The organism is Cryobacterium fucosi, from assembly GCF_004403515.1.
GTDB lineage: Bacteria > Actinomycetota > Actinomycetes > Actinomycetales > Microbacteriaceae > Cryobacterium > Cryobacterium fucosi.
Genome location: NZ_SOHH01000066.1, coordinates 25,480 through 50,800, shown reverse-complemented (window position 1 = coordinate 50,800; position 25,321 = coordinate 25,480). Strand labels below are relative to the sequence as shown.

Genomic DNA, 25,321 nt, shown 5'->3' with positions numbered 1-25,321 from the left:
GCGTCAACGAATCGTCGGTCGTGACGAACGACCAACGGGGTGCCTACGCGGCGGGGGCGTGCGTTTCGATGGCGACGATGCCCGCGCTCGGGTTCTCGGACGAGAGGTGCACGACGGCGAACGCCCCGGTGTCGAGGCTCGCGGCGTCGGCCACGAACGAACCGAAGGTCGTCCCGGTGGCGAGGGCGATTTCGTGGAGGATCTCGGGCAGCACGGGCCCGTGGCTGCAGATCACGGCGGACTTGCGTGAACGCACCCGTTTTCCGATGCCCGCGCGCACGTCGGCGAGACCCTGCTCGTAGGCGTCCTGGCTGAACACCTCGGTGCGCTTGATCTGGATGCCGGTGGCGGCGGAGAGCGGCGCCACCGTCGTGACGCAGCGGGTCGCGGTGCTGGAGATGATGCGCCGGGGACGCCACGCGGCGATCGTGCCGACGAGACCGGCCGCCTGGCTGACCCCGCGCTCGGTGAGGGGGCGGGTGGCGTCCGGTCCGTCCCAGTTGCCGGGCTGCACCGCTTTGCCGTGCCGGAGTGCGATCAGCGCGAAGGTGCGGGTGACGCCGGCGTCAACGAGCTTCGCGAACGCGTCGACGATCTCGACGTCGGGGGTGTAGCTGAGATAGGTCCTGGCCTTCTTGATCGTGACCCACTCGATCGCGGCGACCTCGCCGTTGGGCACGAAGGTGGAACGCTGGATCGACTCCGGGCTCACCTCGGCGGCCCAGTAGTGCACGATTTTCTCCCGGCCGCCCGGCATCGAGTAGGTGGATATCCCCAGCGGAACGCCGAGGGCCACCGCCAGCCCGGTTTCCTCCTCGATCTCCCGCACCGCCGTCTGCGGGAGCGTCTCGCCCGGATCGACCTTTCCCTTGGGAATGGTCACGTCGCCGTAGACCGTGCGGTGGATGAGAAGCACGTGCATCCTGCCCTCGATCAGGCGCCAGCAGACGGCGCCGGCGGCGAAGACCGGCGACTCGGTCACCGACGACCTGCCGGACGCTTGCGGAGGGAGATCTGCTGCATGAGCCGGTTCTGCATGTCGTCGAGCGGATGCCCGGCGCCGTCCAGGTGGCGACGGATCCACTCGCCCGAGCTGTCCAGCCACCACGACGCGGTGCGGTCGTCCATCGCCCGGTTGAACAGCCCATCGATCTCGCTGAGGTGCTCAGGGTCGACGAGGCGCACGAGCGCCTCGACCCTGCGGTCGAGGTTGCGGTGCATCATGTCGGCGCTGCCGATGAACACCTGCTGGTCGCCGGCGTTGTGGAAGGAGAAGATCCGCGAGTGCTCGAGGTAGCGGCCGAGGATGGACCGCACCCGGATCGTCTCGCTCATCCCAGGGACCCCCGGCTTCAGGCTGCAGATCCCGCGCACCCAGATCTCGATCGGCACCCTGGCCTGGCTGGCCCGGTAGAGCGAGTCGATGATGGCCTCGTCGACCATTGAGTTCACCTTGATGCGGATGCCGGATGGCTTGCCGGCGAGGGCGGCCGCGGTTTCGTCGGCGATGCTCTTGAGCAGCGCGCGGCGCAGGTGCAGCGGAGCCACGAGGAGTCGTTTGAACTTCTTCTCGATGGCGTAACCGGACAGTTCGTTGAACAGCCGGGTGAGGTCCTTGCCGACCTGCGGGTCGGTGGTGAGCAGCCCGAGGTCCTCGTAGAGCCGGCTGGTCTTCGGGTTGTAGTTCCCGGTGCCGATGTGGCTGTAGTGCCGCAGCAGGCCGTCTTCGTTGCGCACGACCAGGGCGAGCTTGCAGTGCGTCTTCAACCCGACCAGGCCGTAGACGACGTGCACGCCGGCCTTCTCCAGTTTGCGCGCCCAGGAGATGTTGGCCTGCTCGTCGAAGCGGGCCTTGATCTCGACCAGGGCGAGCACCTGCTTGCCGGACTCCGCGGCGTCGATGAGGGCCTCGACGATGGGGCTGTCCCCCGAGGTGCGGTACAGGGTCTGCTTGATTGCGAGCACGTTCGGGTCGGCGGCGGCCTGTTCGAGGAACGCCTGCACGCTGGTGGCGAACGACTCGTACGGGTGGTGCAGCAGGATGTCCCGGCGGCGGATGGAGCTGAAGATGTCCGGCTGCGCGTTCGGTTCGCCGGCCATCAGCTGCACGGCCGTGGTCGGCACGTGCTTCGCGTAGTGCAGGTCGGGACGGTCGATCCGCAGGTCGAAGAGGCCGCCGAGGTCGAGCGGCGCCGGCAGCCGGTAGACCTCCTGCTCGGACACGTCGAGCTCGCGAACGAGGAGGCCGAGGGTCACCTCGTCCATGTCCTCGGTGATCTCGAGGCGGATGGGCGGGCCGAAACGGCGGCGCAGCAGTTCCTTCTCGAGGGCCTTGATCAGGTTCTCGGTTTCGTCTTCCTCGATCTCGACGTCCTCGTTCCGGGTCACCCGGAAGACGTGCTGTTCGAGGATGTCCATGCCGGGGAACAGGTCGCCGAGGTGGTTGGCGATGAGGTCTTCCAGCGTGATGAAGCGCACGCTCTCCACGTTCTCGCGCCGGTCCACCCGGATGAAGCGCGGCAGCATGGTCGGCACCTTGAGCCGGGCGAACTCCTGCTTGCCGGTCTTGGAGTTGCGCACGCGCACGGCGAGGTTGAGCGAGAGCCCGGAGATGTACGGGAACGGGTGCACCGGGTCGACGGCCAGCGGCATCAGCACCGGGAAGATCTGGTTCGAGAAGTAGCCGCGGAGGGACCGGTGGTCGGCCTCGTCGAGGGTGTCCCACTTGACGATGTCGATGCCGGCCTCGGAGAGCGCCGGGATCACCTGGTCCTGGAAGGCGTGCGCGTGCCTGGCCTGCAGCACGTGCGCCGCCGCGGAGATGTCGGAGAGGGCGTCCTGGGGAGCCCGCCCGATGTTGGTGGGCACGGCGAGGCCGGTGAGGATGCGCCGCTTGAGCCCGGCAACGCGCACCATGAAGAACTCGTCCAGGTTGCTCGCGAAGATGGCGAGGAAGTTGGTGCGCTCGAGCACCGGCAGGTCAGGGTCTTCGGCGAGCTCGAGCACGCGCTGGTTGAAGGCCAGCCAGCTCAGTTCGCGATCGAGGTAACGGTCCGAGGGCAGAGCGGGGTCGTTCGTGCCGACCAGGGGATCGAAATCGTCGTCGAAGTCAGTGCCGAGACCGGAGTCCGTCGGGATGTTGTCGCCGTCCATCTGTCCATCTTGACACCGAGTGCGGGGCAGAGGCGACGATCCGGCATGAACGGATGGCTAACGCGGGTCCCGGCGGTACTGCACGTCGACGGTGTGGTCGGCGAAACCGAGGGAGCGGTAGAGGTGCACGGCCGCTGTGCTGTCCGCCTCGACGTAGAGCGCCGCGGCACGGCAGCCTCTGGAACGCAGTCGTTCGAGGCCCGCGAGCATCAGCCGGCGGCCGACGCCGCGCCCGGCGGCATCCGGGTGCACACCGATGACGTAGACCTCGCCGACGGCAGCGTCCGGCTCGATCTTGAGCCAGTTGTAGCCGAGGATGCGGCCGCTTGCCCGGTCACGGGCGAGCAGGAAATCACCCGCGTCGAACCAGGGCTCGGACTGCCTGTCCTCGAGGTCGGCCCGGGTGAGCGCACCCTGCTCCGGGTGACCCGCGAAGACGAGGGCGTTCAGGGTGACCCACTCGGCGTCGTCGGCCCCGGGGCGGAAGGGGCCGATGTCCGTCGCGGCGGCGGGTGTGTCGTCGAGGTCCGCCGGATCGCCGCCGCCCGTGTCCTCGGGGAGCGGCCGGCGCAGTTGCAGCAGGGTGCGGTCGGCGGTGAAGCCGAAGCGGGTGGCGAGGGCCCTGGCGCCCGGATGGTCGCCGTGCGCCCAGGCGGTCAGCTCCCCTGGCCTGCCGGGCAGGAGCGTCCCGAGTGCGGCGCCGCCGTGCCCGAGACGGCGGACGCCTGGCCGTACGACGAGGTCGAGTTCGCCCCGGCCGGTGATCACGGCGCCGACGTGGCGTCCCGCGTCGGAGAGGAGGAGCGGGGTGCGCCGTCCGGCGGAGACGTCGAACAGGGACTGCTCGTTGAACGGGTGATAACCGTCGGCCTCACCGGCCTCGGCCGCGATGCCCCGGAACTCAGCCGTGAACGCGGCATCCGCCAGGTCAGGCCCCGACCGGATGAATTCCACGCACACCGTCCTCTTCCGACACGTTGAAACGGTAACCGACGTTGCGCACCGTGCCGATCAGCGACTCCTGGTCGCCGAGCTTGGCGCGCAGTCTGCGCACGTGCACGTCGACCGTGCGGGTGCCGCCGAAGTAGTCGTAGCCCCAGACTTCGCTGAGCAGCTGCTCCCGGGTGAACACCCTCGACGGGTGCGCGGCGAGGAAACGCAGCAACTCGAATTCCTTGTAGGTGAGGTCGAGCGGCCGCCCATGCACCTTCGCCGAGTAGCTGGCCTCGTCGATCACCACGCCGGCGGCGCGGATCGTGGCCGTTTCCTCCGGTCTGGGGGAGCGGCCGATCGCGAGACGGATGCGGGCGTCCACCTCGGCCGGACCGGCCGCGTCGAGGATCACGTCGTCGACGCCCCAGTCGGCGCTGACCGCGGCCAGCCCTCCCTCGGTGATCACGAGCATGAGGGGAACCGTGTTCCCGGTGGTGCGGAGAATCTGGCAGAGGGACCTGGCGCCGATCAGGTTGGTCCGGGCGTCGACCAGGATCACGTCGGCGTCGGGTGCGTTGACGAGCTGGTCCGGCTGGGCCGGAATGATGCGCGTGCCGTGCGACAGCAACGCCAGGGCGGGGAGAACCTCACTGTTGACCGCCGAGGTCAGGATCAACAACTGCGCCACGCGCACCCTCCAAGGATTGTGGCCCCATCCTAGCGTGCCGCGAATGTGCCCCGGGCAGGGCAGAATGGGAGAGTGAGCTGGCAGTGGAAGAGCGTGGTGGTGGTCTGGCTGTTCGCGCTCGTCTGCGCCGTGCTGACCGGACTGTTCTCGTTCCCCGGCCAGGCGCTGGTCTGGATCGGCTTGTCGTTCGCCGGTTGCATGATCGGAACGCTCTGCGTGCAGCTCGCGACCGGCCGCAAAGAGGGCTACGTCAACCGGGTGACGGTGAGCCTGGTCGGCGCCGTGGTTGTGCTGGCCGGAGCCACCGGAATCTTCGCCCTGGCCGGCTTCGCCTAGATTTCGACCGTCGTCGGGCTAGAGTTGGCTCATGTCAACCCTCGCACTCGAAATCTTCTTCCTGGGGCTCCTCGCGCTGGCGAGTCTGTCGATCGCCTGGGTCTCCGGAATCGTCCTGTTCAAGTTGTTTCGGGGGCAGCGGTAACCTTCGATGTTCGAGCTTCCGACTCAGCTCCCGTCCGAACTCGTACCGCTCTCGTGGCTTCTGGGCGTCTGGGAGGGCTCCGGCATCCTCGACTATCCCATCGGCGACACGTCGGTCACGAGGGAATTCGGCCATCGGCTGAGTTTCAGCCATGACGGTCTGCCGCACCTGAACTACAACTCCTACACCTGGCTCGAACCGGTGCCGGGCACCGGCAGCGATGAGAAGACCCCGTTGATGACGGAGACGGGCTACTGGCGGCTGAGCCGACCGCAGGGGCCCGGCGATCCAGGCCCCGGGTTGCTGCCCGCCGAGGGCGAGCATCCGTTCGTCACCGCGGCGGCGGTCGAGACGCTCCGCAACAGTGACGGCGGGTTCGACATCGACGTGACGCTCGTGCATCCCGGGGGCGTGGCCGAGATCTACCTGGGCCAGGTGAAGGGGCCCCGGATCGACCTGGCCACGGATGCCGTGATGCGCACCCAGGGTGCCAAGGCGTACTCGGCGGCCACCCGGCTGTACGGCCTCGTCGAGGGCCATCTGCTGTGGGCCTGGGACATCGCCGCGCTGGGCCAGCCGCTCCGCACCCACGCCTCCGGCCGGCTCAAACGGGTCGAATAGAAATTCTGGAAAGAGCGATCATGACCCAAGCAGGCGTTTCCCCCCTCCTCGAACTCGACGGCGCCGTGCAGGCGGACGGCCTCGACGCGGGGGTCGCCGCGCACTACGGCAACCCGATGATCGAGCAGCGCCGGCTTCTGGCCGGCGAGGCCGTCGTCGACCTGTCCAACCGGGGCGTGCTCGGCGTGGCCGGGCCCGACCGGCTCACCTGGCTCAACTCGATCTCCAGCCAGGAACTGCGCGGCCTCACCCCGGGGCAATCCACCGAGACCCTGCTGCTGGACCCGAACGGCCGGATCGAATACGCGATGGCGGTCGTCGACGACGGCGTGGAAACCTGGCTGATACTGGAGGCGGGAGAGCTGCCTGGCCTGCACGCCTGGCTCGACAAGATGCGCTTCACCCTGCGGGTGCAGGTCGTCGACCACAGCCTGGCCTACGCGGTGGTCGGCACGATGGCGGCCGAGCCGTCCGATGTGCACCTTGCTCCGGCCGCACCGAACGGTGTTGCGCTGGCCTGGCGCGACCCGTGGGGCCGGGTCGGCACGGGCGGGTTCCAGTATGCCGACGCGCCGGCGCACCCCGCCGCGGACTGGCACTGGACCGAGACCCTCGTGCCCCGCGACGGGCTCCCTGCGCTGCGCGACGCCGTGCGGGCAGGCACGGTCTCCGCCGCCGGCACTCTGGCCCTCGAGGCGCTCCGGATCGCGGTCTGGCGCCCACGCCGCGCCACCGAGGTCGACGAGAAGACCCTCCCGCACGAACTGGACTGGCTGCGCAGTGCCGTGCATCTGAGCAAGGGCTGCTACCGCGGCCAGGAAACCGTGGCGAAGGTGCATAACCTCGGCCACCCGCCGCGCCGGCTCGTGCTGCTCCACTTGGACGGGTCGGATGCCGTGCTGCCCGTGCACGGCGACGAGGTGCAGGCGACGAAGCGGCTGGCGGACGGCGAGACGGAGCGTCGCGCCGTCGGCGTGATCACCTCGAGCGCCCGGCACCACGAACTCGGTCCGATCGCCCTCGCCGTGATCAAGCGCACCGTCCCGGCCGACGTCACCCTGCACGTGCAATCGCAGGGGATCTCCGTCGCGGCGGCCCAGGAAATCATCGTGCCGCAATCGGCCGGCTCCGTGGCGGAGATTCCCCGCCTGCCGCGGCTGGGCATCCGCACCCCCGGTCACTGACCGTCGGCCCGCCCCGGTGTCCGAGCCGCCCCGGTGGTCGAGCCTGTCGAGACCCCGCCCGCACCGGTGGTCGAGCCTGTCAGAGACCGAGAGGGTGATTTCGACAGGCTCAATCACCGGTGGTCGAGCCTGTCGAGACCCGGCACCTCGGTAGAGTTGAAGGCATGTCAGAAACCTACAATCTCATCCTTCTCCGCCATGGCCAGAGCCTATGGAACCAAGAAAATCTCTTCACCGGCTGGGTGGACGTGAGGCTCAGCGAGCAGGGAGCGACCGAGGCTCGCCGGGCCGGCGAGCTCATCGCCGAGTCGGGCCTCCTGCCCGACGTGCTGCACACCTCATTACTTACCCGTGCAATCCAGACCGCGAACATCGCGCTCGAAGAGGCCGACCGGCTCTGGATCGACGTCAAGCGGTCCTGGCGCCTGAACGAGCGCCACTACGGCGCCCTGCAGGGGCTCGACAAGGCCGAGACCCTGGCCAAGTTCGGCCCGGAGCAGTTCCAGCTGTGGCGCCGCTCCTTCGACGTGCCGCCGCCCGTGCTCGCCGACGATTCCCCCTGGTCCCAGGCGCACGACCCGCGTTACGCCGGCCTCGGTGACCTCCTCCCGCGCACCGAATGCCTCAGCGACGTCGTCGACCGGATGCTGCCCTACTGGGAGTCCGACATCGCCACCGACCTGCGCGCGGGCAAGACCGTGCTCGTCACCGCCCACGGCAACTCGCTCCGCGCCCTGGTCAAGCACCTGGACGGCATCTCCGACGCCGACATCGCCGAGCTGAACATCCCGACCGGCATCCCGCTGGTCTACCGCCTCGGCGAGGACCTCATGCCGCTCGGCCCCGGCACCTACCTCGACCCCGAAGCCGCCGCTGCCGGCGCCGCTGCCGTCGCCGCCCAGGGTAAGAAGTAACCTTCCCGTCCACCGATCGAACGAGAAAGCCCCGGAAGCGATCGCTTCCGGGGCTTTCTCGTGCCTGACGGCCTGACCGGCCGGGCCGGCGACGGTCTTACGCGCTCGTGTGGGGCGCGCCGGTGTTCTGCTGCCAGGCGCCCGTTCCGAGGTACTGCACCTTCTTCGCGATGGAGACGGCGTGGTCCGCGAACCGCTCGTGATAGCGGCTGGCCAGGGTTGCGTCGACGGTGTCGGCGGCCTCGCCCTTCCAGGTCTCGCCGAGCACGGCGTCGAACACGCTCAGGTGCAGGGCGTCGACCTTGTCGTCCTCGTTGCGGATCGTCTCGGCCAGCGCCATGTCCTCATTGGTGAGGAGCTCGGTGAGCATGTTCGCGATCGCCGTGACCAGGCTGCCCATCTCGGCGAAGGTGCCGCGCAGGCTCTTCGGGACGACCTTGTCCGGGAAGCGATACCGGGCGAGCTGGGCGATGTGCGTTGACAGGTCGCCCATCCGCTCCAGCGAGGCGCTGATGCGCAGGGCGCTGACGACGATGCGGAGGTCGCGGGCGACCGGCTGCTGCCGGGCGAGGATGGTGATCGCGAGTTCGTCGAGTTCGATCGTCAACTCGTCGATCTTCTCGTCTTCGCTGATCGCTTCCTCGGCGAGGCTGACATCGGACTCGTTGAACGCCTGGGTGGCCTTGTTGATCGAGATCGCCACGAGGCGGGAGATCTCAACGAGACGGTCCTGGACCTCGGCGAGCTCCTGTTGGAATACTTCACGCATGAGTGTGTGGTCCTTCCTGGGCGCGCGTTACGCGCAGACACGTGAGACCCACCTGGCCCCAGCGAATCATGCTGGACCGAGGTTAACGGCAGGTGCCGTGGGCTTGAACACTTCCTAAAGTAGCTTGCGCCCGGCGGCCGCACGTCAACCGGCCCGATTAACTGTCAGTAATCTGGCTAAATGGAATCGACATGGCTGGTGCTGGTGTCGCTGGCACTCGGCCTCGCCGTCGGTGCCGGCTTCGTCACCCTGTTGCATGTTGCCGAACGCCACGGCCGGCGCGCCGCCGAGGTGGTGAATCCGGCGGTCCCCGACGGGATCGACCAGGTGCTCGACGCCCTCGAAAGCGCGGGGGCCGTGCTCGACCCGTCGAACAACGTCATCAAGGCGTCACCGGCCGCCGTGTCCATGGGCCTGGTCTGGAACCAGCAGCTGGTGCACCCCGAACTGCTCGAACTGGCCAGGAAGGTTCGCCGCTCCGGCGACCCGATCTCCGAGAGCCTGATCCTCTCCCGCGGCCCGTTCAACGACGCGAGCATGCGCGTGCGGGTGCGACTGGCGCGACTGGGCGCCCGGTACGTCCTGGTCCTGGCCGAGGACCGCACAGAGGCCTTCCGGCTCGACGAGGTTCGCCGCGATTTCGTCGCGAACATCAGCCACGAGCTGAAGACGCCGATCGCCGCCGTCGGACTTCTCGCCGAGGCGCTCAACCAGGCGGCGGATGAACCGGTGCAGGTTCGTCGTTTCGCCAACCGGCTGACCACCGAGTCCGGCCGGCTGACCCGCCTGACCCAGGAGATCATCGAACTGTCCCGGCTCCAGGCGCAGGATTCGCTCTCCGAACCGGAGCGCCTCAACGTGGACGCCGTCGTCTCCGCCGCCGTCGACCAGAGCCGGGTGGTGGCGGATGCCGCGCGAATCACCATCGCCGTGGGCAAGAAGTCCGGCGCAGAGGTGAGCGGCGACGAGCGCCTGCTGGTGATGGCCGTGCACAACCTGGTCGCCAATGCCGTGCACTACTCGCCGGAGGGCTCCCGAGTCGGGGTCGGGGTGCGCCGACACGACGGTGTGGTGGAGATCACCGTCACCGACCAGGGCGTCGGGATCGCCGAGGCAGACCTGGACCGCATCTTCGAACGCTTCTTCCGGGTCGACCAGGCCAGGTCCCGGCACACCGGCGGGACCGGCCTCGGCCTCTCGATCGTCAAGCACATCGTGCAGATCCACGGTGGCGACATCCGTGTCTGGTCTCAACCCGGCAGCGGGTCGACCTTCACCATCCGCCTCCCCGAGGCACCCCATCCCGCCCCAGCGACGACAGGAGCGCCACAGTGACTCGTCACGCGGTGACACGCCACCCGGCGACTCTCCTCCAGCCGATTGAAACAGGAGAATCACAGTGACGCACATCCTTCTGGTCGAAGACGAGCAAGCCCTGAGCGAGCCGCTGAGCTTCCTGCTCGAGCGGGAAGGGTACGAGGTCACGGTGGCCGAGGACGGCCCGAGCGCCATCCGCGAATTCGACCGCACGGGGGCCGACCTCATCCTGCTCGACCTCATGCTCCCGGGAATCCCGGGCACCGAGGTCTGCCGGGAGATCCGCACCCGGTCGACCGTCCCGATCATCATGCTGACTGCGAAGGACTCCGAGGTCGACATCGTCGTCGGGCTCGAGCTGGGCGCCGACGACTACGTCACCAAGCCGTACTCGACCCGGGAGCTGCTCGCACGCATCCGGGCCGTGTCCCGCCGGCGCACCGAGGTTGAGCTCGAGGACGACAGCGTCCTCACGGCCGGCACCGTGAGCATGGACATCGAACGGCACGTCGTGTCGGTCTCCGGCGAGGTTGTGAACATGCCGCTCAAGGAATTCGAACTGCTCGAGTTCCTCCTCCGGAATGCCGGCAGGGTGCTCACCCGCGGCCAGCTGATCGACCGGGTCTGGGGAACCGATTACTTCGGCGACACCAAGACGCTCGACGTGCACATCAAGCGCATCCGCTCACGGATCGAGGCCACGCCGTCCGAGCCGACCATGCTGGTCACCGTGCGCGGACTGGGCTACCGCTTCGAGGCCTGACCAGGGCGGGCTACGGCGTGGGAGTGGCCGTGGCCGTGGCCGTGGGAACGAGCGTCGAGTACGGGCCGAGGGAGCCGTCCAGCACCGGCACGAGCAGCTCGACGCCGGTCTCATTGCCGTACTGGAAGAAGACCGGGAACAGCGACCCCGGCGGGGCCGTGATGGCGTCCATGGCGACGACCGGGGAGTCCTCGGTGCCGAAGGAGGTCGTGGAGTCGGCCTTCACGGTGACCTTCTGGGTCACCTTGCCCGCGTCGCCGGTGAACTGCACGTTGAGGCTGTGCGCCGAGTCGCCCGAGTTGACCACTGTGACGAGCAGACTGCCGGTGCTGCCGTCCTCCGAGAGCACAATGGCGTTGCGGATGGCGAGGTCGCCCACGTTGCCGCTCACTCCGTCGCCGGCGTCGTAGTTCTTGGTGGTCGACTGCGGTGCCAGGAGGTTGCAGCCGCTGGTGCCCAACAGGACGCCGGCCGCCAGAACGACAGACACTATGACTCGAGCCCTCACAAGACCTCCACAACAGTTCGGTGACCCCGCCCATGGCGACGCACCGGAAATTTGGCTTTGAGCCTAGCCTACTGGTCGCGCACGACCCGGGGGAGGGTGGGGGCGGTTGGCGCGGCGAACCCTACCACCGTCAGCTGTGGTATCCTAGACGTTGCTGAAGGGATATACATACATGCTTTTTGAGGTTGGCGAAACCGTCGTTTATCCCCACCATGGAGCCGCGACAATCACCGAGGTGAAGACGCGGATTGTCAAGGGTGAAGAGAAATTGTACCTGAAGCTCAATGTTACTCAGGGCGATCTCACCATTGAGGTGCCCGCCGAGAATGTCGACCTCGTCGGCGTGCGCGACGTGATCGGCAAAGAGGGGCTTGACAAGGTGTTCGAGGTGCTCCGCGCGCCGTTCACCGAGGAGCCCACGAACTGGTCACGCCGTTACAAGGCAAACCTGGAGAAGCTCGCCTCCGGCGACGTCATCAAGGTGTCCGAGGTCGTGCGCGACCTGTGGCGCCGCGACCAGGACCGCGGCCTGTCCGCCGGGGAGAAGCGCATGCTGGCAAAGGCTCGCCAGATCCTGATCTCCGAACTGGCGCTGGCCGAGAAGACCGACGAAGAGAAGGCATCCACCGTTCTCGACGAGGTGCTCGCCTCGTAACACCGTTCTTTCGTTGGAGGGCGGCGCCGCAGGGTGCCGCCTTTCGCGTTTCTCCTCCCGAGTCGTCAGCGCAGCCGCCCTGTCCGACGTCGACCTCACCAGATAGCCTCCAGACATGACTGATTTCCCTGCGCCCCTGGTCGCGGTCATTGTCGTCGCCGCCGGCAGCGGCAGCCGTCTCGGGCACAGCGAACCCAAGGCCTTCGTGTCCCTCGCCGGCCGTACCCTGCTCGAGCGCGCCCTGCTGACCGTGTTCGGGATGCGGGAGCCGGCCCAGGTGATCGTCGTCGCCCCCGAAGACCGACTCGACCAGGCGCGGGCGATCGCCGGTGCCGTCGCCGGGCCCGTCGGCGGCCGGGTGGACGTCATCGCCGGCGGACCGAGCAGGCAGGATTCCGTGAACCGTGGGCTGGCCGTGCTGCGGCCAGGCGTGCTCACCGTCCTCGTGCACGACGCCGCCAGGGCGCTCACCCCGTCGGCCCTGTGCGATGCGGTGGTCGACGCCGTTCGGGCGACCGGCAACGGGATCGTCCCCGGCCTGGCCGTGGTCGACGCCATCAAGCGTGTCGGCGAGGGCGGCGCGATCCTCGGCGCCGTCGACCGGTCCGAGCTGTCCGCGGTGCAGACCCCCCAGGGCTTCCCCCGGGACGTGCTCGTCGAAGCCGCAGCCGCCGCGACGGGCGAGGCGGCCGACGACGCCGCCGTGGTGGCGTCCGCCGGGCACCCGGTGACCGTCATCCCCGGCGACGCCCTCGCCTTCAAGATCACCACGCCGTGGGACCTGCGCCGGGCCGAATCACTGCTCAGCGCCTGGGCGGCCGCGGCCGGCACCTCCGGTGCGACCGCCGGCCGGGACCCCAGGGTCGGCACCGGCCTCGACGTGCACGCCTTCGACGACAGCGTGCCGCTCTGGCTCGCCGGCCTGCACTGGCCGGCAGAGCGCGGTCTGTCCGGGCACAGCGACGGCGATGCCGCGGTGCACGCCGTCTGCGACGCGTTGCTCGCCGCGGCCGGGCTCGGAGACATCGGCGGGGTATTCGGCACCGACGACCCGGCCTTCGCGGCGGCCCACGGCGATGTGTTCCTGCGGGAGACCCTCAGGATGGTCGCCGAGGCCGGATTCCGGGTCGGGAACGTGACCGTGCAGATCATCGGCAACCGTCCGAAACTCGCGCCGCGCCGCGCCGAGGCCGAAGCCAGGCTGAGCGCCCTCCTCGGCGCGCCGGTGAGCGTCTCCGCGACGACGACGGATGCGCTCGGCTTCACCGGCCGTGGCGAGGGCGTCGCGGCCCTCGCGACCGCGATCCTGTTCCCCGTTTCCGCCGTGCGCCCTGTTCTAAGCTGGGAGGCGTGACCATCCGACTCTACGATTCCCAGGCCCAGGCCCTTCGTGACTTCATCCCGTTGAAGGCCGGTGCGGTCGGCATCTACGTCTGCGGACCGACCGTGCAGTCGTCGCCACACATCGGCCACCTGCGCAGCGCCCTGGTCTACGACCAGCTGCGCCGTTGGCTTACCTACCGCGGCCTCGACGTGACCTTCGTGCGCAACGTCACCGACATCGACGACAAGATCCTCGCCAACGCCGCCGGCACCACCGAGGAATGGTGGGCGCTCGCCTACCGCTACGAACTCGAATTCACCGCGGGCTACCAGCGTCTGGGCATCCTCGCCCCCAGCTACGAACCTCGGGCCACCGCCAGCGTGCAGCAGATGCAGGACCTCATCGCCCGGCTGATCGAACGCGGCCACGCCTACCCGGCCCCGGACGGCTCCGGCGACGTCTATTTCGACACGAAGAGCTGGCCGAGCTACGGCGCCCTCACCCGCCAGGGCGCCGGCGACATGGAGTCGGCGACGGATGCTGACCCGCGCGCCAGGAAGGACCCCCGCGACTTCGCCCTGTGGAAGGGGCACAAGGCCGACGAGCCGGAGTCGGCCTCCTGGCCTTCGCCCTGGGGCGCCGGCCGCCCGGGCTGGCACATCGAATGCTCCGCGATGGCCTCTCGCTATCTCGGCGCGCAGTTCGACATCCACGGCGGCGGGCTGGACCTGCGCTTCCCGCACCACGAGAACGAACTCGCCCAGTCCGGCGCGGCCGGGGACGCCTTCGCCGACTACTGGATGCACAACGGCCTCGTCAACGTCAACGGGCAGAAGATGTCGAAGTCGCTCGGCAACTCGGTGTTCGCGGCCGAACTCCTCGAGCAGGCCCGTGCCATCGTCGTGCGCTACTATCTCGGCGCCGCGCACTACCGGTCCACCATCGACTTCCACGAGGGTTCGCTGGTCGAGGCCGAGGCCGCGCTCGAACGCGTGGAGAGTTTCCTTGACCGTGCCGACCGGCGGCTCGCCGACACCCGGTTCGCCGGCTCAGGCGTGCAGATCGTCCCGGACGAATTCGCGATCGCCATGGACGACGACCTCGCCGTGCCGCAGGCCCTCGCCGTGCTGCACGAGACCGTGCGCACCGGCAACGCCGCGCTCGACGCCGAAGACCTCCACGCCGCCGCGGCCGCCCGCGGGCACGTGCTCGCGATGAGCGAAGTCCTCGGGATCAACCCGTTGTCGCCCGGCTGGGCAGTCGCCACCGACGAACCGGCCATGATCGCCCTCACCGCCCTTGTCGAGCGCCTGCTCGACGACCGCGAGATCGCCAGGCAGGGCCGTGACTACAAGGCCGCAGACCGTATCCGGGACGAGCTCATCGCCGCCGGAATTACCATCGAAGACACCCCGTCGGGTGCACATTGGAGTTTTGACTGATGAAGAACACTGACCGCAAGGCGCGTACCGGGTCCGTGCGCAAGGGCAGCCGTGGGCCGCAGGTCGGCTCCGGCGGCCAGGGACGACAGGCCCTCGAGGGCAAGAAGCCCACCCCCAAGGCAGAAGACCGTCCGTACCACCCCGCCGGCAAGCGCAAGGCAGCCCAGGACCGCTTCGCCGCGGCCGGCGGTGGCCGCAGCCGCAGCACCGCCGGTTCGCAGGCGCCCCGCAGCACCGCGAACAGCGGTGGCGGCGGCACGTCGACCCGACGGGCGAAGCAGGCGGACGAGCACGAGGTCGTCACCGGCCGAAACTCCGTGCTCGAGGCCCTGCGAGCCAAGATCCCCGCATCCGCCCTCTACATCGCGACGCGCATCGAGATGGATGACCGGGTCAAGGAAGTCCTTACCCTCGCCACCACCCGCGGCATCCCCGTGCTCGAGGTGATGCGTCCGGAGCTGGACCGCCTCGCCGGCCGCGACTCCGTGCACCAGGGCCTCGCCCTCAAGGTGCCCGCCTACGAATACGCGCACCCGATGGAACTGCTCGAGCTGACGATCAGCCGCGGGCACAAGCCGCTCTTCGTCGCGCTCGACGGCATCACCGACCCGCGCAACCTGGGTGCCATCATCCGTTCGACGGCCGCCTTCGGCGGACACGGGATCATCGTGCCGCAGCGTCGCTCCGTCGGCGTCACCGCGTCCGCCTGGAAGACCTCCGCCGGCGCCGCGGCGCGCACCCCGGTCGCGATGGCGAGCAACCTCACCCAGACGCTCAAGGCGCTCAAGGAGAAGGGCGTGCTCGTGATCGGCCTCGACGGCGCGGGCGACACCTCCCTGCCGGAGCTCGGCATCGGATTCGCCGAACGGCCCATCGTGGTCGTCGTCGGCAGCGAGGGCAAGGGCCTGTCCCGCCTCGTCACCGAGACCTGCGACGCCATCGTCTCGATCCCGATCAGCGCCACGACGGAGTCGCTGAACGCCGGCATCGCGGCGAGCGTCACCCTGTACGAGATCTCCCGCCTCCGCGCCGCCGCGAAGGCTGCCAAGGCCGCGAAGGCGGCCGCGACGGCCTGACGTTCCTCAACCGCTCGGTCTAGACCTTGAGGCGCCAGTCGGCCTCGTCGTCGGCAGCGGTGTCGGCCGCGTCCGCAGCAGCGGCGACCTCGTCGTCGGTCACGTCGATCGGCACCGTGATCGAGCCGGTCGGCGGTTCGATCACCGTCGCCTCGTCACGGCGGTGACGGAGGACATCCTTGACATAGGACGTGACGGCCTCGGCCAGGGGGATGTCCCGGCCCTGGTTCTGCGCCATGAACCACCGGTGGTCCAGCAACTGGTGGAAGACCTCGGCCGGTTCGAGCTTGCCCTTGAGGTCGCGGGGGATGGCCCGGATCACCGGTTCGAAGACCCGCACGAGCCACTCGTGGGCGAGCATCTCCTCGTCGGCGTCCGGGTCGCCGTAGGTGACCCGGTAGGAGTCGAGGTCGTTGAGCAGGCGCCTGGCCTGGTTCTCCTCGGCGTCGAGGCCGGTCAGCCGCAACAGGCGGCGCTGGTGGTGGCCCGCGTCGACGACCTTCGGCTGGATCCGCACGGTCGTGCCGGCGCTGTCGGTCTTGATCGCAAGTTCCTCGATGTCGAAGCCGAGGTCGTTGAGGCGTTCGACACGTTCGGTGATCCGCCAGCGTTCGGTGCTGGAGAAGGACTCGGAGCCGGTGAGCTCGGTCCAGAGCAACCGGTACGCGGCGACGATGCCGTTGCTGACCCGGATGGGGTCGAGCTCGTCGGCGACGCGGCCGCCGGCCTCGAGGTCCATCAGTTCGCCGGCGATGTTGACGCGGGCGATTTCGAGGTCGTTTTCCCGCTGCCCGTTGGAGAGCCCCCCGGGGTAGAGTTGGCCGGTTTCGGCGTCGACGAGGTACGCGGCGAACGCGCCGGCGTCCCGGCGGAAGAGCGTGTTCGAGAGGGACACGTCGCCCCAGAACAGCCCGGCCATGTGCACCCGCACGAGGAGGAGGGCGAGGGCGTCAACCAGGCGGGTGGCGGTGTCGGGGCGCAGGGTCTGCGAATACAGGGCGCGGTAAGGCAGCGAGAACTTGAGGTGCCGGGTCACGAGCACCGAGTTCAACGGTTCGGCGTCATCCGTCGTCCGGTTGGTGATCACGGCGAGCGGCTCGACGCAGGGGATCTCGAGTCCCTGCAGAGTGCGCAGCATCTCGTACTCGCGCCTGGCCATTTCGCTGGTCGTTTCCTTGATGGCTACGACGCGCCCGCTGAGGTGCGCGAAACGCACCAGGTGCCGGGAGAGGCCCTTGGGCAGCGCCGCGATGTTCTCGTTCGGCCAGGCGTCCAACGGAAGCTGCCAGGGCAGATCGAGCAGGGCCGGATCGGCCGTGGCCGAGGTGATATTGAGAGAACCGCTCATGTCGGGGGCCTAACTGTGCATAGCGAAGCGGCCGGACGAAGCGATGCTCCGTCCGGCCGCTTCAGTGGTGAACTCTGTCTTAGTCAGTGACTGCCCCGCCGAGGCGGAGGCCGGACTCTGCGTCGAACACGTGCAGGTGGTGCGCCGTCGGGGTGAGGTAGACGGTGTCGCCGGCCGCGGGGTGCGAGCGGCCATCGACGCGGGCGACGATGTCGGTGCGCTTGCCCTCGACCGTGGAGTGCCCGTAGAGGTAGCCGTCGGCGCCCAGTTCCTCGACCAGGTCGACGGCAACTTCGAGGCCGTCGCCCGGGGTGGCCGACAGGTGGATGTCCTCGGGGCGGACTCCGATGGTGACCTTCTTGCCGGTGGAGCCGGCGAGCGTCTCGCGGGGCACGGGGACCGTCGCGGTGCCGAACTTGATGCCGCCATCGACGGTGTCTGCCAGGAACAGGTTCATGGCCGGGCTGCCGATGAAGCCGGCGACGAACACGTTGTTCGGCTTCGCGTACAGGTCGCGGGGGGTGCCGACCTGCTGGAGCACGCCGTCCTTGAGCACCGCGATGCGGTCGCCCATGGTGAGGGCCTCGGTCTGGTCGTGGGTGACGTAAACGGTGGTGACCCCCAGGCGGCGCTGCAGCGACGCGATCTGGGTGCGGGTCTGCACGCGCAGCTTGGCGTCGAGGTTTGACAGCGGCTCGTCCATCAGGAACACCTGGGGCTGACGCACGATGGCGCGTCCCATGGCGACGCGCTGACGCTGGCCACCGGAGAGGGCCTTCGGCTTGCGGCTGAGGTACGGTTCGAGGTCGAGCAGCTTGGCCGCTTCGAGGACCCGCGCAGCGCGCTCGTCCTTGTTGACGCCGGCGATCTTGAGCGCGAAGCCCATGTTCTCGGCGACGGTCATGTGCGGGTACAGAGCGTAGTTCTGGAAGACCATGGCGATGTCGCGGTCTTTCGGCGGGACATCCGTCACGTTGCGCTCACCGATGAAGATGTTGCCGTCGTTGACCTCTTCGAGGCCGGCGAGCATGCGCAGGGAGGTGGACTTTCCGCAGCCGGAGGGGCCGACCAGTACGAGGAATTCACCATCGGCGACCGAAAGGTCGAGGTGGTCGACCGCGGGGCGGGTGGAACCCGGGTAGAGACGGGTTGCCTTGTCGAACGTGACTGAAGCCATTTTCTGTATTCTCCTTCACCGGCAGGTACGTGCCGGACGATCCGTAGTGATGGGATTTTAGCGGTCGGTCACCGGCTGTTCACCGAAGTCCGACCTCTCCAGTATGTCACGTGACGTGGAGCGCCCGGCGGATCATCCCGTCGCCGCAACCTTTAGTAGGCTCCGTCTGGGGATTTCCCAGACTGGGCACCTACTATTTGGAATGCATGCGCAGACGAAATGTTCGTGCACTCGTCTACCCGGAGCGAACATTCATGACTATTGGCGGATCAGTCGAGGGCCGTCCCTCTAAGAACCAGCGGCGCGACGCGGCTCGGATCAAGGCCACCCGGTTACGCGTAGAACAGAAGAAGAAGGATCGCCGAAACCGGGTCTTCCTGCAGGGTGGCATCGCCGTGGCGTCCATCGCCGTCGTCGCGGTCATCGCCCTCATCATCATGAACTCGATCCGGCCGGCCGGCCCCGGCCCCGCGAACATGGCCAGCGACGGCGTCCTGATCGGCGAGGGAATGGCGGTCGTCAAGACGGCCGCGCTCCAGCCGAAGGCGAAGCCGATCGCGTCCAAGCCCGACTCGACCGGCACCGTGGCCGACATCAGGGTCTACGTCGACTACCTCTGCCCGTTCTGCGGACAGTTCGAGAAGACCAACAGCGCCCAGGTCGTCCAGTGGGTGAAGTCGGGGGCCGCGACCGTGGAGATCCACCCCATTTCCATCCTGACCAGCAAATCGGCGGGCACGCAGTACTCGTTGCGCGCCGCAAACGCGGCGACCTGCGTCGCCAACTACTCCCCGAACGACTTCTACGCCTTCAACGCGGCTCTGTTCGGCAACCAGCCCAAGGAAGGCACGGCCGGGCTCGACAACTCGAAGATCAAGAGCCTCGTGAAGAGTGCGGGGGTCGGTGCCGCCCGCACGAAGGTCAACACGTGCATTGACCAAGCAACCTTCAAGTCCTGGGTCGTGGCGGCCACCGATCGGGCGCTGTCCGGGCCCCTGCCCAACAGTGCGGTCAAGGCGATCACCGGGACACCCACCGTGCTCGTCAATGGCAAGCAGTACGTCGGGGCTCTCGACGACCCCAAGGAATTCGCGGCCTTCGTGCTCCAGTCCGCAGGGGAAACCTACTCGACGTCCACCCCGACCCCGACCCCCGCCGGATAGTCGGGCGCGAACCCGGGTGGCCCCGTCGGTCGCGTTCGTGATTTAGGATGAGTCTCGAGGCGGCATCCGTCTCATGCCGGCCTGGCGCAATTGGTAGCGCACCACTCTTGTAAAGTGGGGGTTACGGGTTCAAGTCCCGTGGCCGGCCCCACAACCCTTCGTGGCGGCTGATCGAGCCGATGGCGACCGGCGCCCCAGCGGGGCAGGATGTGCGTGCGTAGGTCGTGAACTCCGACCCTTCAGCGCCCGGACGCCAGTGTACAAACTTCTACGTCCGGTGTTGTCGCACTTCGGTCACCGGGGACGGGACCCGCTTGGTGAACCGTGGCCGCTTACGCCCGTTCGATGCGAGTCTCCAACGGAACCGCACTCATGACGGTGTAAGCGAAGGGGCACTTGTCCCGCGCGCTCTGCTGCCACCGATTGAGCGTGTCGTCGTCGACGTCCGCGGTGATCTTGACGATGACGGACACTCGTTCCATCAGGGGGTTGTCGGCGATGTCGTAGACGCTGGACACGTCCGCATGGCTCTCGGCAATGACCTGCAGGTCAGTTACCTCGGTGTTCTCGAGGGCTGCGATGGTGACGACGGTTGCCGCGTAGCAGGAGCCGAGTCCGAGCAGCATGTACTGAAGGGGGTCGGGTGCCAGGCCGGCACCGCCGAATCCGGGGGCAATGTCGACGTGCAAGGTGGTCGTCTGCGTCCCGTGGGCCATGGTTGCTGTGAAGGCAGGGGCCCCCTGAGCGAAATTCCAGGTGCCTTCGACTCGTTTGTGTATTTTGAGGGCCGTTGGGTCCTGTTTTCCTCGTTCGAGGATACCGGCAATGACTGTCAGATCAATGTTGTTGGGCTTCATGGTTTTGGTCCTGACAAGATTTGGTCGATTGAATTGGGGGTGGGTATGGAGGGGTCAGAAGACGAGGACTTTGTCCGCAGCGAGTGTGTGGTCGGCGAGCGCCTCCATGGTGGATCGGCTAGCGCCCTCCACTAACATCGCCTCGGTGATGCCGCGGGCATCCATGCAGGTGCCGCAGCACAGGATTTGGCCGCCGCTGCGGGTGATGGTGCCGAGCATTCGGTCGAGTTTGTAGTAGCCGTCCGGGGTCTTCTGCCCGGACATCGCTGCGGTCACGCCGTCTCCCATGAGGAAAACGGTCACATCGACGCCGTCTCGTTTGGCGAGGGTGTTGGAGAGTCGGATGGCGTTGAAGGTGGAGTCCAGCCCGTAGGCCGATCCGTTGATGATCATCAAGACATTCATGAGATTCTTTCTTGGTGGTTGTGCGCCCGATCAAGTGCCGGATCGTTGTCTCTAACTGCCTGAGATTCATCCCCGTGAAGCCATCGCAGGTGTTCGTGGGGGCCGAGGAGTTCCAGTCGGCGCCACAGGACATGGCCCGGGACGGCCTGACTCGGGTGGCAGGCCACGGCCTTCTTCTGTGTGGCACGGTCGACGCTGACGACCATGTCGATGTCCGCCGGTGCGTGGCCGAGGAATGGCGCGCCATACTCCGTCTGCAATGCCAGCGCCACGGCTGAGGGCAGCGTCCAGCCCAGGACGGGACTGCCATGAATTTGGGCGAAGGCGAGAGCTGCCTCGGTTGCCCGCCGATGATCGGGATGGCCGGTGACGCCACTCGGGTCGAACACGAGGATGCCATCACCGCGCTGCCCCGCAGCGAACGTCGCGATTTCATCGATGAGGACGGTGAGCGGCACGTCGTACAGCTGACCGTCAGGGTAGTCGCGCAGTTCGACCCGTCCGATGCCGAGCTCGCGTGCAGCTCCCGCCAGTTCCGCGCCCCGGATCTTCGCAAGGTCCCCTGCGACGCCATGGAGCGTGGAAGCCTCACCTCGCGTCAGGCAAAGTACCGACACCTCACAGCCAGATCCCACAAAGGACGCGAGAACTGCACCGAGACCGAACGACTCGTCATCAGGATGGGCAACGACAACGAGAACTCGACGCCACGCTGGTAGGAGGTTTGCGGTCATGCGACGCTCAACTTCACAGGCAGCGGCGGCCGGTGGTGGTGGTCAGAGCCGCGCATCCGGACGGCGACGATGAGTCCAGATGCCGCCGTCAGCGCGGCGACCACGGCGACAGCCCACGGGATGCCGAAGGCGTCGGCCAGAAGCCCGGAGAGCAGCGCCCCCACGGCGAACCCGCCGTCACGCCACAACCGGTAGATTCCCACGGCGCGAGCGCGCCATTCGGGGTGGGCGACGTCGCCGATGGCGGCGAGCAGGGTCGGGTAGACCATGGCTGTGCCGGCCCCCAGCAGCACGGCGGCCGCCAGCCAGACCCCGAAACTGTGTCCGAAAGCCACCATCCCCAGGGCGACGGCCTGCACGATCATCCCGCCGACGATCAACCACTTGCGGCCGATCCGGTCGGAGAGGCCTCCGGTGATGAGTTGGCCGGCTCCCCAGACCGCCGGGTAGACGGCGGCGAGGATGCCGATGCGTTCGATGCTCAGGCCGGCGGCCGCGAACAGGATCGGGAACAGTCCCCAGGCCAGGCCGTCGTTGAGGTTGTTGACCAGGCCGGCCTGGCTGACCGAAGACAGCGATCTGTCCCGGAAGCTGGTGAGGGTGAACACCTGCCGGTTGCTGAGGGTGGAGCCGGCCTGGGCGTGCACGGAGACGTGGTTGGCCGCCTCGACCTTGGCATGGTGGTGCGTCTCTCGCACGAAGAGCACGGAGAGTCCGAGGCCCAGGGCGATGAAGGCGGCGCCGAGCAGGAACGGGCCGGGGCGCAGGCCATAGTTGGCCGCGATGTACCCGGTGGCCAGGGCCGTGCCCGCGACGCCCAGGTAACCGGCGGCCTCGTTGAAGCCCATCGCCAGTCCGCGACGTTCCGGGCCGACGAGGTCCATCTTCATCATCACGGTGGTCGACCAGGTCAGGCCCTGGCTGATGCCGAGGACGACGTTGGCCGCTACGATCCACCCCCACGACGGGCCGAAGATCAGCAGCAGCGGCACGGGGATGGCGATCAGCCAGCCGGAGATCAGGACGGGTTTGCGACCGTACCGGTCGGAGAGGGTGCCCGCGAAGTAGTTGGTGCCGGCCTTGGCCAGGCCGAAGGCGACGATGTAGGTCAGGGCGCTCGTGTACAGATCCAGGTGGAAGACTTGGTCTGCCAGCAGGGGAAGCACCGTGCGTTCCTGGCCGAGCGTGCCGCCGACGAGGGCGTTCACGGCGACGAGAAGCATGAACTGGGCGATGTTCTGCCGAAGTCCCAGCGTGATGACGGCGCGCGCGGCCTTCATCGTCCGTTCTCCAGGCTGCGACCTGCAGCCCGCATCCAATCCGCTGGACCACCGTCCAGGACGGAGACGTCGGTCCGGCCTGAGCGCTCGAGAATGCTCGCGGCGCTCATGGCCCGCTCACTGTGCCCGCACATGACGACCAGCGGACCCGTGGGGAGTTCGGAAAGATGCTCGGTCAGGCCACCCAACTCGATGCTCCGCGCCTCGGCCACGTGACCTGTCGCATACTCCGAGGCCTGCCGGATATCGATCACGGCGGCGGATGCCTCGGCGCCTGAGACCAGACGCTCGGCGTCAATCAGCGATGCCGTCACGGCTGCGGATGAGCGAGTCCACGCCGGAATGCCGCCGTCGAGTTCACCGGTGAGGGCGTCGAAGCCGACCTTCGCGGACGCCCAGACGATGTCCTCCGGATCCTGGTCCGGATTCCGCACAATGATGATTGGCCGATTGGGGTCGGCCAGCCAGCCGAGCCAGGTGGCGAACGCCGGGCGCAGCGCGATGGACAGGGAGCCGGGGATGTGCCCGGCCGCGAAGTCCGCGGGCTGGCGGGCATCCACGATCTGCGCGCCCTGCTCCTGCAGCTCCTTCACCCGGTCGGCGGACAGCGCCGGCAGGGACGGGGTTGTCCCGAGCACGACGGGTCCCCGCCGGTTGACCTCGCCGAGGCGCAGGAAGTAGTCCGGGAAGGTGCCGAGGGAGCCGAGCAGCGCCTCGACGAAGGCGTCCTCGCCGACGACCTGGAGCAGCGGGTTGGTCGCGCGTTCCCGGCCGATCGTGGTCGTACGTTCACCACCGGCTGCGGCCGAGCAGAACGACCCGGCGCCGTGGGTGGGCCAGACCGGTGTGTCGTCGGGTAGCTCCATTAGCCGGTGCAACGAGTGGTACTGGGCACGGGCCAGCGGAACGGTCATGTCCGGGCTCACGAGGTCGGTGCGACCGGCGGTCCCGACCATGAGGGACCCGCCGGTGAACACGCCGACGATGCGCCCGTGGTCGAGGAGCAGGTAGCAGAGGTGTTCGGGCGAGTGGCCGGGTGTCGCGAGCGCCTGCAGAGTGAAGTCGCCGAGGTCCAGGGTGTCGCCATCGTTGATTACCGTGTGGGCGAATTCGCGCGGGCCGGCCTCCGGGGCGAGCACCGTGGCGCCTTCAGTGTGCTGCAGCTCGCGCACGCCGGAGATGAAGTCCGCGTGCAGGTGGGTTTCTGCGGCGTAGGCGATCGTCAGCCCCAATTGCCGAGCCTCCGCGCGCACCTGGCGCAGGTCCCGCTCCGGGTCCACCACCAGCGCCCGATCCTCACCGACATCCAGAAGGTAGGTGGAGTTACCCAACCCCTCGTCAACAACCGGAACAAGATGCAATGTTGCCATGTGCACGCACTCCTCAACTCAGACGACCCCTGCCGTGCAGCAGGAAACTCACATATTCCATAAAACCATGGATTATTAGTTGATACTAGTGTGGAGGGAACCAAGGAGGACGCGCATGGGTGATCGTGAGAAGAAATCGGAGCTGTTCGAGCAGTTCGCACGCGTCGGGAAGGCCTTGGGCAGCGGCAAACGCCTCGAGCTGATCGACCTTCTCTCCCAGGGCGAACGCACGGTGGAATCGTTGGCGACCGTTGCCGGCCTTGGGCTGACCACCGCATCCGCCCACCTGCAGACCCTCAAACATGCGGGTCTGGTCACCACCCGCAGGGAGGGCACGCGGATTCACTACCAACTGGCCGGAGACGACGTTGCCCGGCTGTACAGCCTCGTGCGCACCGTCGCTCAGACACGCTTGTCCGACGTGGAACTGAAGCGTGTCGCCTACCTTGGGCGCGATGAACCCGAGCCGGGGGTCCATGAAGCGGGAGAGGAGATCACCCGAGAGGAACTTCTCGCCCGAGCCGCGGCGGGGACGGTAACCGTGCTGGATGTCCGGCCATGGCAGGAATACCAGGCCGCACACATCCCCGGCGCCCTCTCCATCCCCCTCGAGGAACTCAGTGACCGGCTCAGTGAGCTGCCGCCGGGACGCGACGTCGTCGCTTACTGCCGCGGCGCGTACTGCGTGCTCGCCTACGAGGCCATTAGCCTGCTGCGCCGGAGCGGCCGCCGAGCAACCCGCTTGAACGAGGGGATGCTGGAGTGGCGACTGGCCAAACTACCGGTGGCCTCCGAGGCTGCTGCTTGAGTGACTCTGCCTTGGCGCCCCCTTGACCGCTCGCGCAGCCAGGCTGAAGCCAAGGCTGTCCCGTGGCCGGCCCCACACAGTGGCTCGTGCGGGTCGTTCCCGCTTGGCGAGCAGCACCAGCCAGACATAGACGCCCACGAGCTGCCAGAGCAGGCGCAGGACGGTGTCGACCATCGGCTCGAGGCGTGGACCCCCGCCGGGCGTGCGGATCACGGGGCCGGTGAACTCCCGCCTGCCGATGTCCTGCCTGCCGACGGGTGGAATGCGGATGACTGGGGTGCTGGTGTCTGTGCTCACGGCTTGAGAGTAGAACGCGTCAGTGACGGCGGCGTGGAGGCGAAACCGACGATT

Annotated in this window: 26 protein-coding genes and 1 tRNA gene; 13 read left to right on the top strand and 14 right to left on the bottom strand. The window is 67.9% G+C overall.

Going from position 1 to position 25,321, the window contains the following annotated elements:
- Positions 1-43: 43 nt before the first annotated feature.
- The 4 genes from E3T48_RS09360 to E3T48_RS09345 are packed head-to-tail and all read right to left on the bottom strand — an operon-like array spanning position 44 to position 4,774.
- Positions 44-982: an NUDIX hydrolase gene (locus E3T48_RS09360; RefSeq protein ID WP_134523796.1), complete on the bottom strand. Its 939-nt coding sequence runs from the start codon at positions 980-982 to the stop codon at positions 44-46.
- On the bottom strand, positions 979-3,153 hold the full coding sequence (locus E3T48_RS09355; RefSeq protein WP_134523795.1) for an RNA degradosome polyphosphate kinase: 2,175 nt from the start codon (positions 3,151-3,153) through the stop codon (positions 979-981). Before E3T48_RS09355 ends, E3T48_RS09360 begins: the two co-directional genes overlap by 4 nt.
- Before the next feature lie 57 nt (positions 3,154-3,210).
- Complete coding sequence (gene mshD / locus E3T48_RS09350) at positions 3,211-4,107, bottom strand: mycothiol synthase (RefSeq protein ID WP_166789684.1); 897 nt, start codon at positions 4,105-4,107, stop codon at positions 3,211-3,213.
- A complete protein-coding gene (locus tag E3T48_RS09345) occupies positions 4,082-4,774 on the bottom strand; it encodes a response regulator transcription factor (RefSeq protein ID WP_134523793.1) in 693 nt (230 codons plus the stop codon). Before E3T48_RS09345 ends, mshD begins: the two co-directional genes overlap by 26 nt.
- 72 nt (positions 4,775-4,846) lie before the next feature.
- On the opposite strand from E3T48_RS09345, the gene E3T48_RS09340 reads away from it, so the two are divergent.
- The 4 genes from E3T48_RS09340 to E3T48_RS09325 all read left to right on the top strand — a co-directional run bounded on the left by E3T48_RS09340 (position 4,847) and on the right by E3T48_RS09325 (position 7,974).
- Entirely contained in the window at positions 4,847-5,110 is a 264-nt protein-coding gene (locus E3T48_RS09340; protein WP_134523792.1) for a hypothetical protein, read from the top strand.
- 151 nt (positions 5,111-5,261) lie between these two features.
- Positions 5,262-5,876 (top strand): heme-binding beta-barrel domain-containing protein, encoded by a 615-nt coding sequence (locus E3T48_RS09335; RefSeq protein WP_134523791.1) that lies wholly within the window; start codon positions 5,262-5,264, stop codon positions 5,874-5,876.
- Positions 5,877-5,896: 20 nt separating this feature from the next.
- Positions 5,897-7,060 (top strand): CAF17-like 4Fe-4S cluster assembly/insertion protein YgfZ, encoded by a 1,164-nt coding sequence (gene ygfZ / locus E3T48_RS09330; RefSeq protein WP_134523790.1) that lies wholly within the window; start codon positions 5,897-5,899, stop codon positions 7,058-7,060.
- Between the two features lie 164 nt (positions 7,061-7,224).
- Positions 7,225-7,974, top strand: a complete 750-nt coding sequence (locus tag E3T48_RS09325) for a phosphoglyceromutase (protein ID WP_134523789.1) — start codon at positions 7,225-7,227, stop codon at positions 7,972-7,974.
- 97 nt (positions 7,975-8,071) lie between these two features.
- Here the strand turns inward: E3T48_RS09325 and phoU are convergent, their stop codons facing one another.
- Positions 8,072-8,743: a phosphate signaling complex protein PhoU gene (phoU, locus tag E3T48_RS09320; protein ID WP_134523788.1), complete on the bottom strand. Its 672-nt coding sequence runs from the start codon at positions 8,741-8,743 to the stop codon at positions 8,072-8,074.
- Between the two features lie 180 nt (positions 8,744-8,923).
- Between phoU and E3T48_RS09315 the strand changes: the two genes are divergently transcribed.
- Positions 8,924-10,078 (top strand): sensor histidine kinase, encoded by a 1,155-nt coding sequence (locus E3T48_RS09315; RefSeq protein ID WP_134523787.1) that lies wholly within the window; start codon positions 8,924-8,926, stop codon positions 10,076-10,078.
- Between the two features lie 64 nt (positions 10,079-10,142).
- Positions 10,143-10,823 carry a response regulator transcription factor gene (locus E3T48_RS09310; protein WP_134523786.1) on the top strand — a complete coding sequence of 227 codons (681 nt, stop codon included), beginning with the start codon at positions 10,143-10,145 and terminating at the stop codon, positions 10,821-10,823.
- A 10-nt stretch (positions 10,824-10,833) separates the two neighbouring features.
- Here the strand turns inward: E3T48_RS09310 and E3T48_RS09305 are convergent, their stop codons facing one another.
- Positions 10,834-11,313, bottom strand: a complete 480-nt coding sequence (locus E3T48_RS09305; RefSeq protein WP_134523785.1) for a hypothetical protein — start codon at positions 11,311-11,313, stop codon at positions 10,834-10,836.
- 190 nt (positions 11,314-11,503) lie between these two features.
- Here E3T48_RS09305 and E3T48_RS09300 point away from each other — a divergent pair, with 190 nt between their 5' ends.
- The 4 genes from E3T48_RS09300 (at position 11,504) to rlmB (ending at position 15,828) form a co-directional block, all read left to right on the top strand.
- Positions 11,504-11,986, top strand: coding sequence for a CarD family transcriptional regulator (locus E3T48_RS09300; protein WP_134523784.1), 483 nt, complete (start codon positions 11,504-11,506; stop codon positions 11,984-11,986).
- Between the two features lie 115 nt (positions 11,987-12,101).
- Positions 12,102-13,340 (top strand): 2-C-methyl-D-erythritol 4-phosphate cytidylyltransferase, encoded by a 1,239-nt coding sequence (ispD, locus tag E3T48_RS09295; RefSeq protein ID WP_134523783.1) that lies wholly within the window; start codon positions 12,102-12,104, stop codon positions 13,338-13,340.
- A complete protein-coding gene (cysS, locus tag E3T48_RS09290) occupies positions 13,337-14,752 on the top strand; it encodes a cysteine--tRNA ligase (protein ID WP_134523782.1) in 1,416 nt (471 codons plus the stop codon). The genes ispD and cysS overlap by 4 nt, the downstream gene beginning before the upstream one ends.
- Positions 14,752-15,828, top strand: a complete 1,077-nt coding sequence (gene rlmB / locus E3T48_RS09285; protein WP_134523781.1) for a 23S rRNA (guanosine(2251)-2'-O)-methyltransferase RlmB — start codon at positions 14,752-14,754, stop codon at positions 15,826-15,828. Before cysS ends, rlmB begins: the two co-directional genes overlap by 1 nt.
- Before the next feature lie 19 nt (positions 15,829-15,847).
- On the opposite strand, the gene E3T48_RS09280 is transcribed toward rlmB, so the two are convergent.
- Both E3T48_RS09280 and E3T48_RS09275 read right to left on the bottom strand, forming a co-directional pair.
- Positions 15,848-17,176 carry a DUF4032 domain-containing protein gene (locus E3T48_RS09280; RefSeq protein WP_134523780.1) on the bottom strand — a complete coding sequence of 443 codons (1,329 nt, stop codon included), beginning with the start codon at positions 17,174-17,176 and terminating at the stop codon, positions 15,848-15,850.
- A 79-nt stretch (positions 17,177-17,255) separates the two neighbouring features.
- Positions 17,256-18,353: an ABC transporter ATP-binding protein gene (locus E3T48_RS09275; RefSeq protein ID WP_134523779.1), complete on the bottom strand. Its 1,098-nt coding sequence runs from the start codon at positions 18,351-18,353 to the stop codon at positions 17,256-17,258.
- Between the two features lie 254 nt (positions 18,354-18,607).
- On the opposite strand from E3T48_RS09275, the gene E3T48_RS09270 reads away from it, so the two are divergent.
- Together E3T48_RS09270 and E3T48_RS09265 are read left to right on the top strand one after the other, a co-directional pair.
- A complete protein-coding gene (locus E3T48_RS09270) occupies positions 18,608-19,516 on the top strand; it encodes a DsbA family protein (protein ID WP_134523778.1) in 909 nt (302 codons plus the stop codon).
- A gap of 75 nt (positions 19,517-19,591) precedes the next feature.
- A tRNA-Thr gene (locus tag E3T48_RS09265) sits at positions 19,592-19,667 on the top strand.
- 181 nt (positions 19,668-19,848) lie between these two features.
- Here E3T48_RS09265 and E3T48_RS09260 read toward each other — a convergent pair.
- The 5 genes from E3T48_RS09260 to E3T48_RS09240 all read right to left on the bottom strand — a co-directional run bounded on the left by E3T48_RS09260 (position 19,849) and on the right by E3T48_RS09240 (position 24,162).
- A complete protein-coding gene (locus E3T48_RS09260; protein ID WP_166789683.1) occupies positions 19,849-20,232 on the bottom strand; it encodes an OsmC family protein in 384 nt (127 codons plus the stop codon).
- A 195-nt stretch (positions 20,233-20,427) separates the two neighbouring features.
- The gene (locus tag E3T48_RS09255; protein ID WP_134523776.1) at positions 20,428-20,778 is read right to left on the bottom strand and encodes a DsrE/DsrF/TusD sulfur relay family protein; all 351 of its coding nucleotides are present in this window, start codon (positions 20,776-20,778) and stop codon (positions 20,428-20,430) included.
- Entirely contained in the window at positions 20,775-21,512 is a 738-nt protein-coding gene (locus E3T48_RS09250) for a PIG-L deacetylase family protein (RefSeq protein WP_134523775.1), read from the bottom strand. Before E3T48_RS09250 ends, E3T48_RS09255 begins: the two co-directional genes overlap by 4 nt.
- The gene (locus E3T48_RS09245; RefSeq protein WP_241986749.1) at positions 21,509-22,792 is read right to left on the bottom strand and encodes an MFS transporter; all 1,284 of its coding nucleotides are present in this window, start codon (positions 22,790-22,792) and stop codon (positions 21,509-21,511) included. Before E3T48_RS09245 ends, E3T48_RS09250 begins: the two co-directional genes overlap by 4 nt.
- Positions 22,789-24,162, bottom strand: coding sequence for an MBL fold metallo-hydrolase (locus E3T48_RS09240; RefSeq protein ID WP_134523774.1), 1,374 nt, complete (start codon positions 24,160-24,162; stop codon positions 22,789-22,791). The genes E3T48_RS09245 and E3T48_RS09240 overlap by 4 nt, the downstream gene beginning before the upstream one ends.
- A gap of 115 nt (positions 24,163-24,277) precedes the next feature.
- Between E3T48_RS09240 and E3T48_RS17610 the strand changes: the two genes are divergently transcribed.
- Positions 24,278-24,970: an ArsR/SmtB family transcription factor gene (locus E3T48_RS17610; protein ID WP_134523773.1), complete on the top strand. Its 693-nt coding sequence runs from the start codon at positions 24,278-24,280 to the stop codon at positions 24,968-24,970.
- Here the strand turns inward: E3T48_RS17610 and E3T48_RS09230 are convergent.
- Positions 24,941-25,267, bottom strand: a complete 327-nt coding sequence (locus E3T48_RS09230; protein WP_134523772.1) for a hypothetical protein — start codon at positions 25,265-25,267, stop codon at positions 24,941-24,943. The two genes, E3T48_RS17610 and E3T48_RS09230, sit on opposite strands and share 30 nt — an antisense overlap.
- Positions 25,268-25,321: the final 54 nt, after the last annotated feature.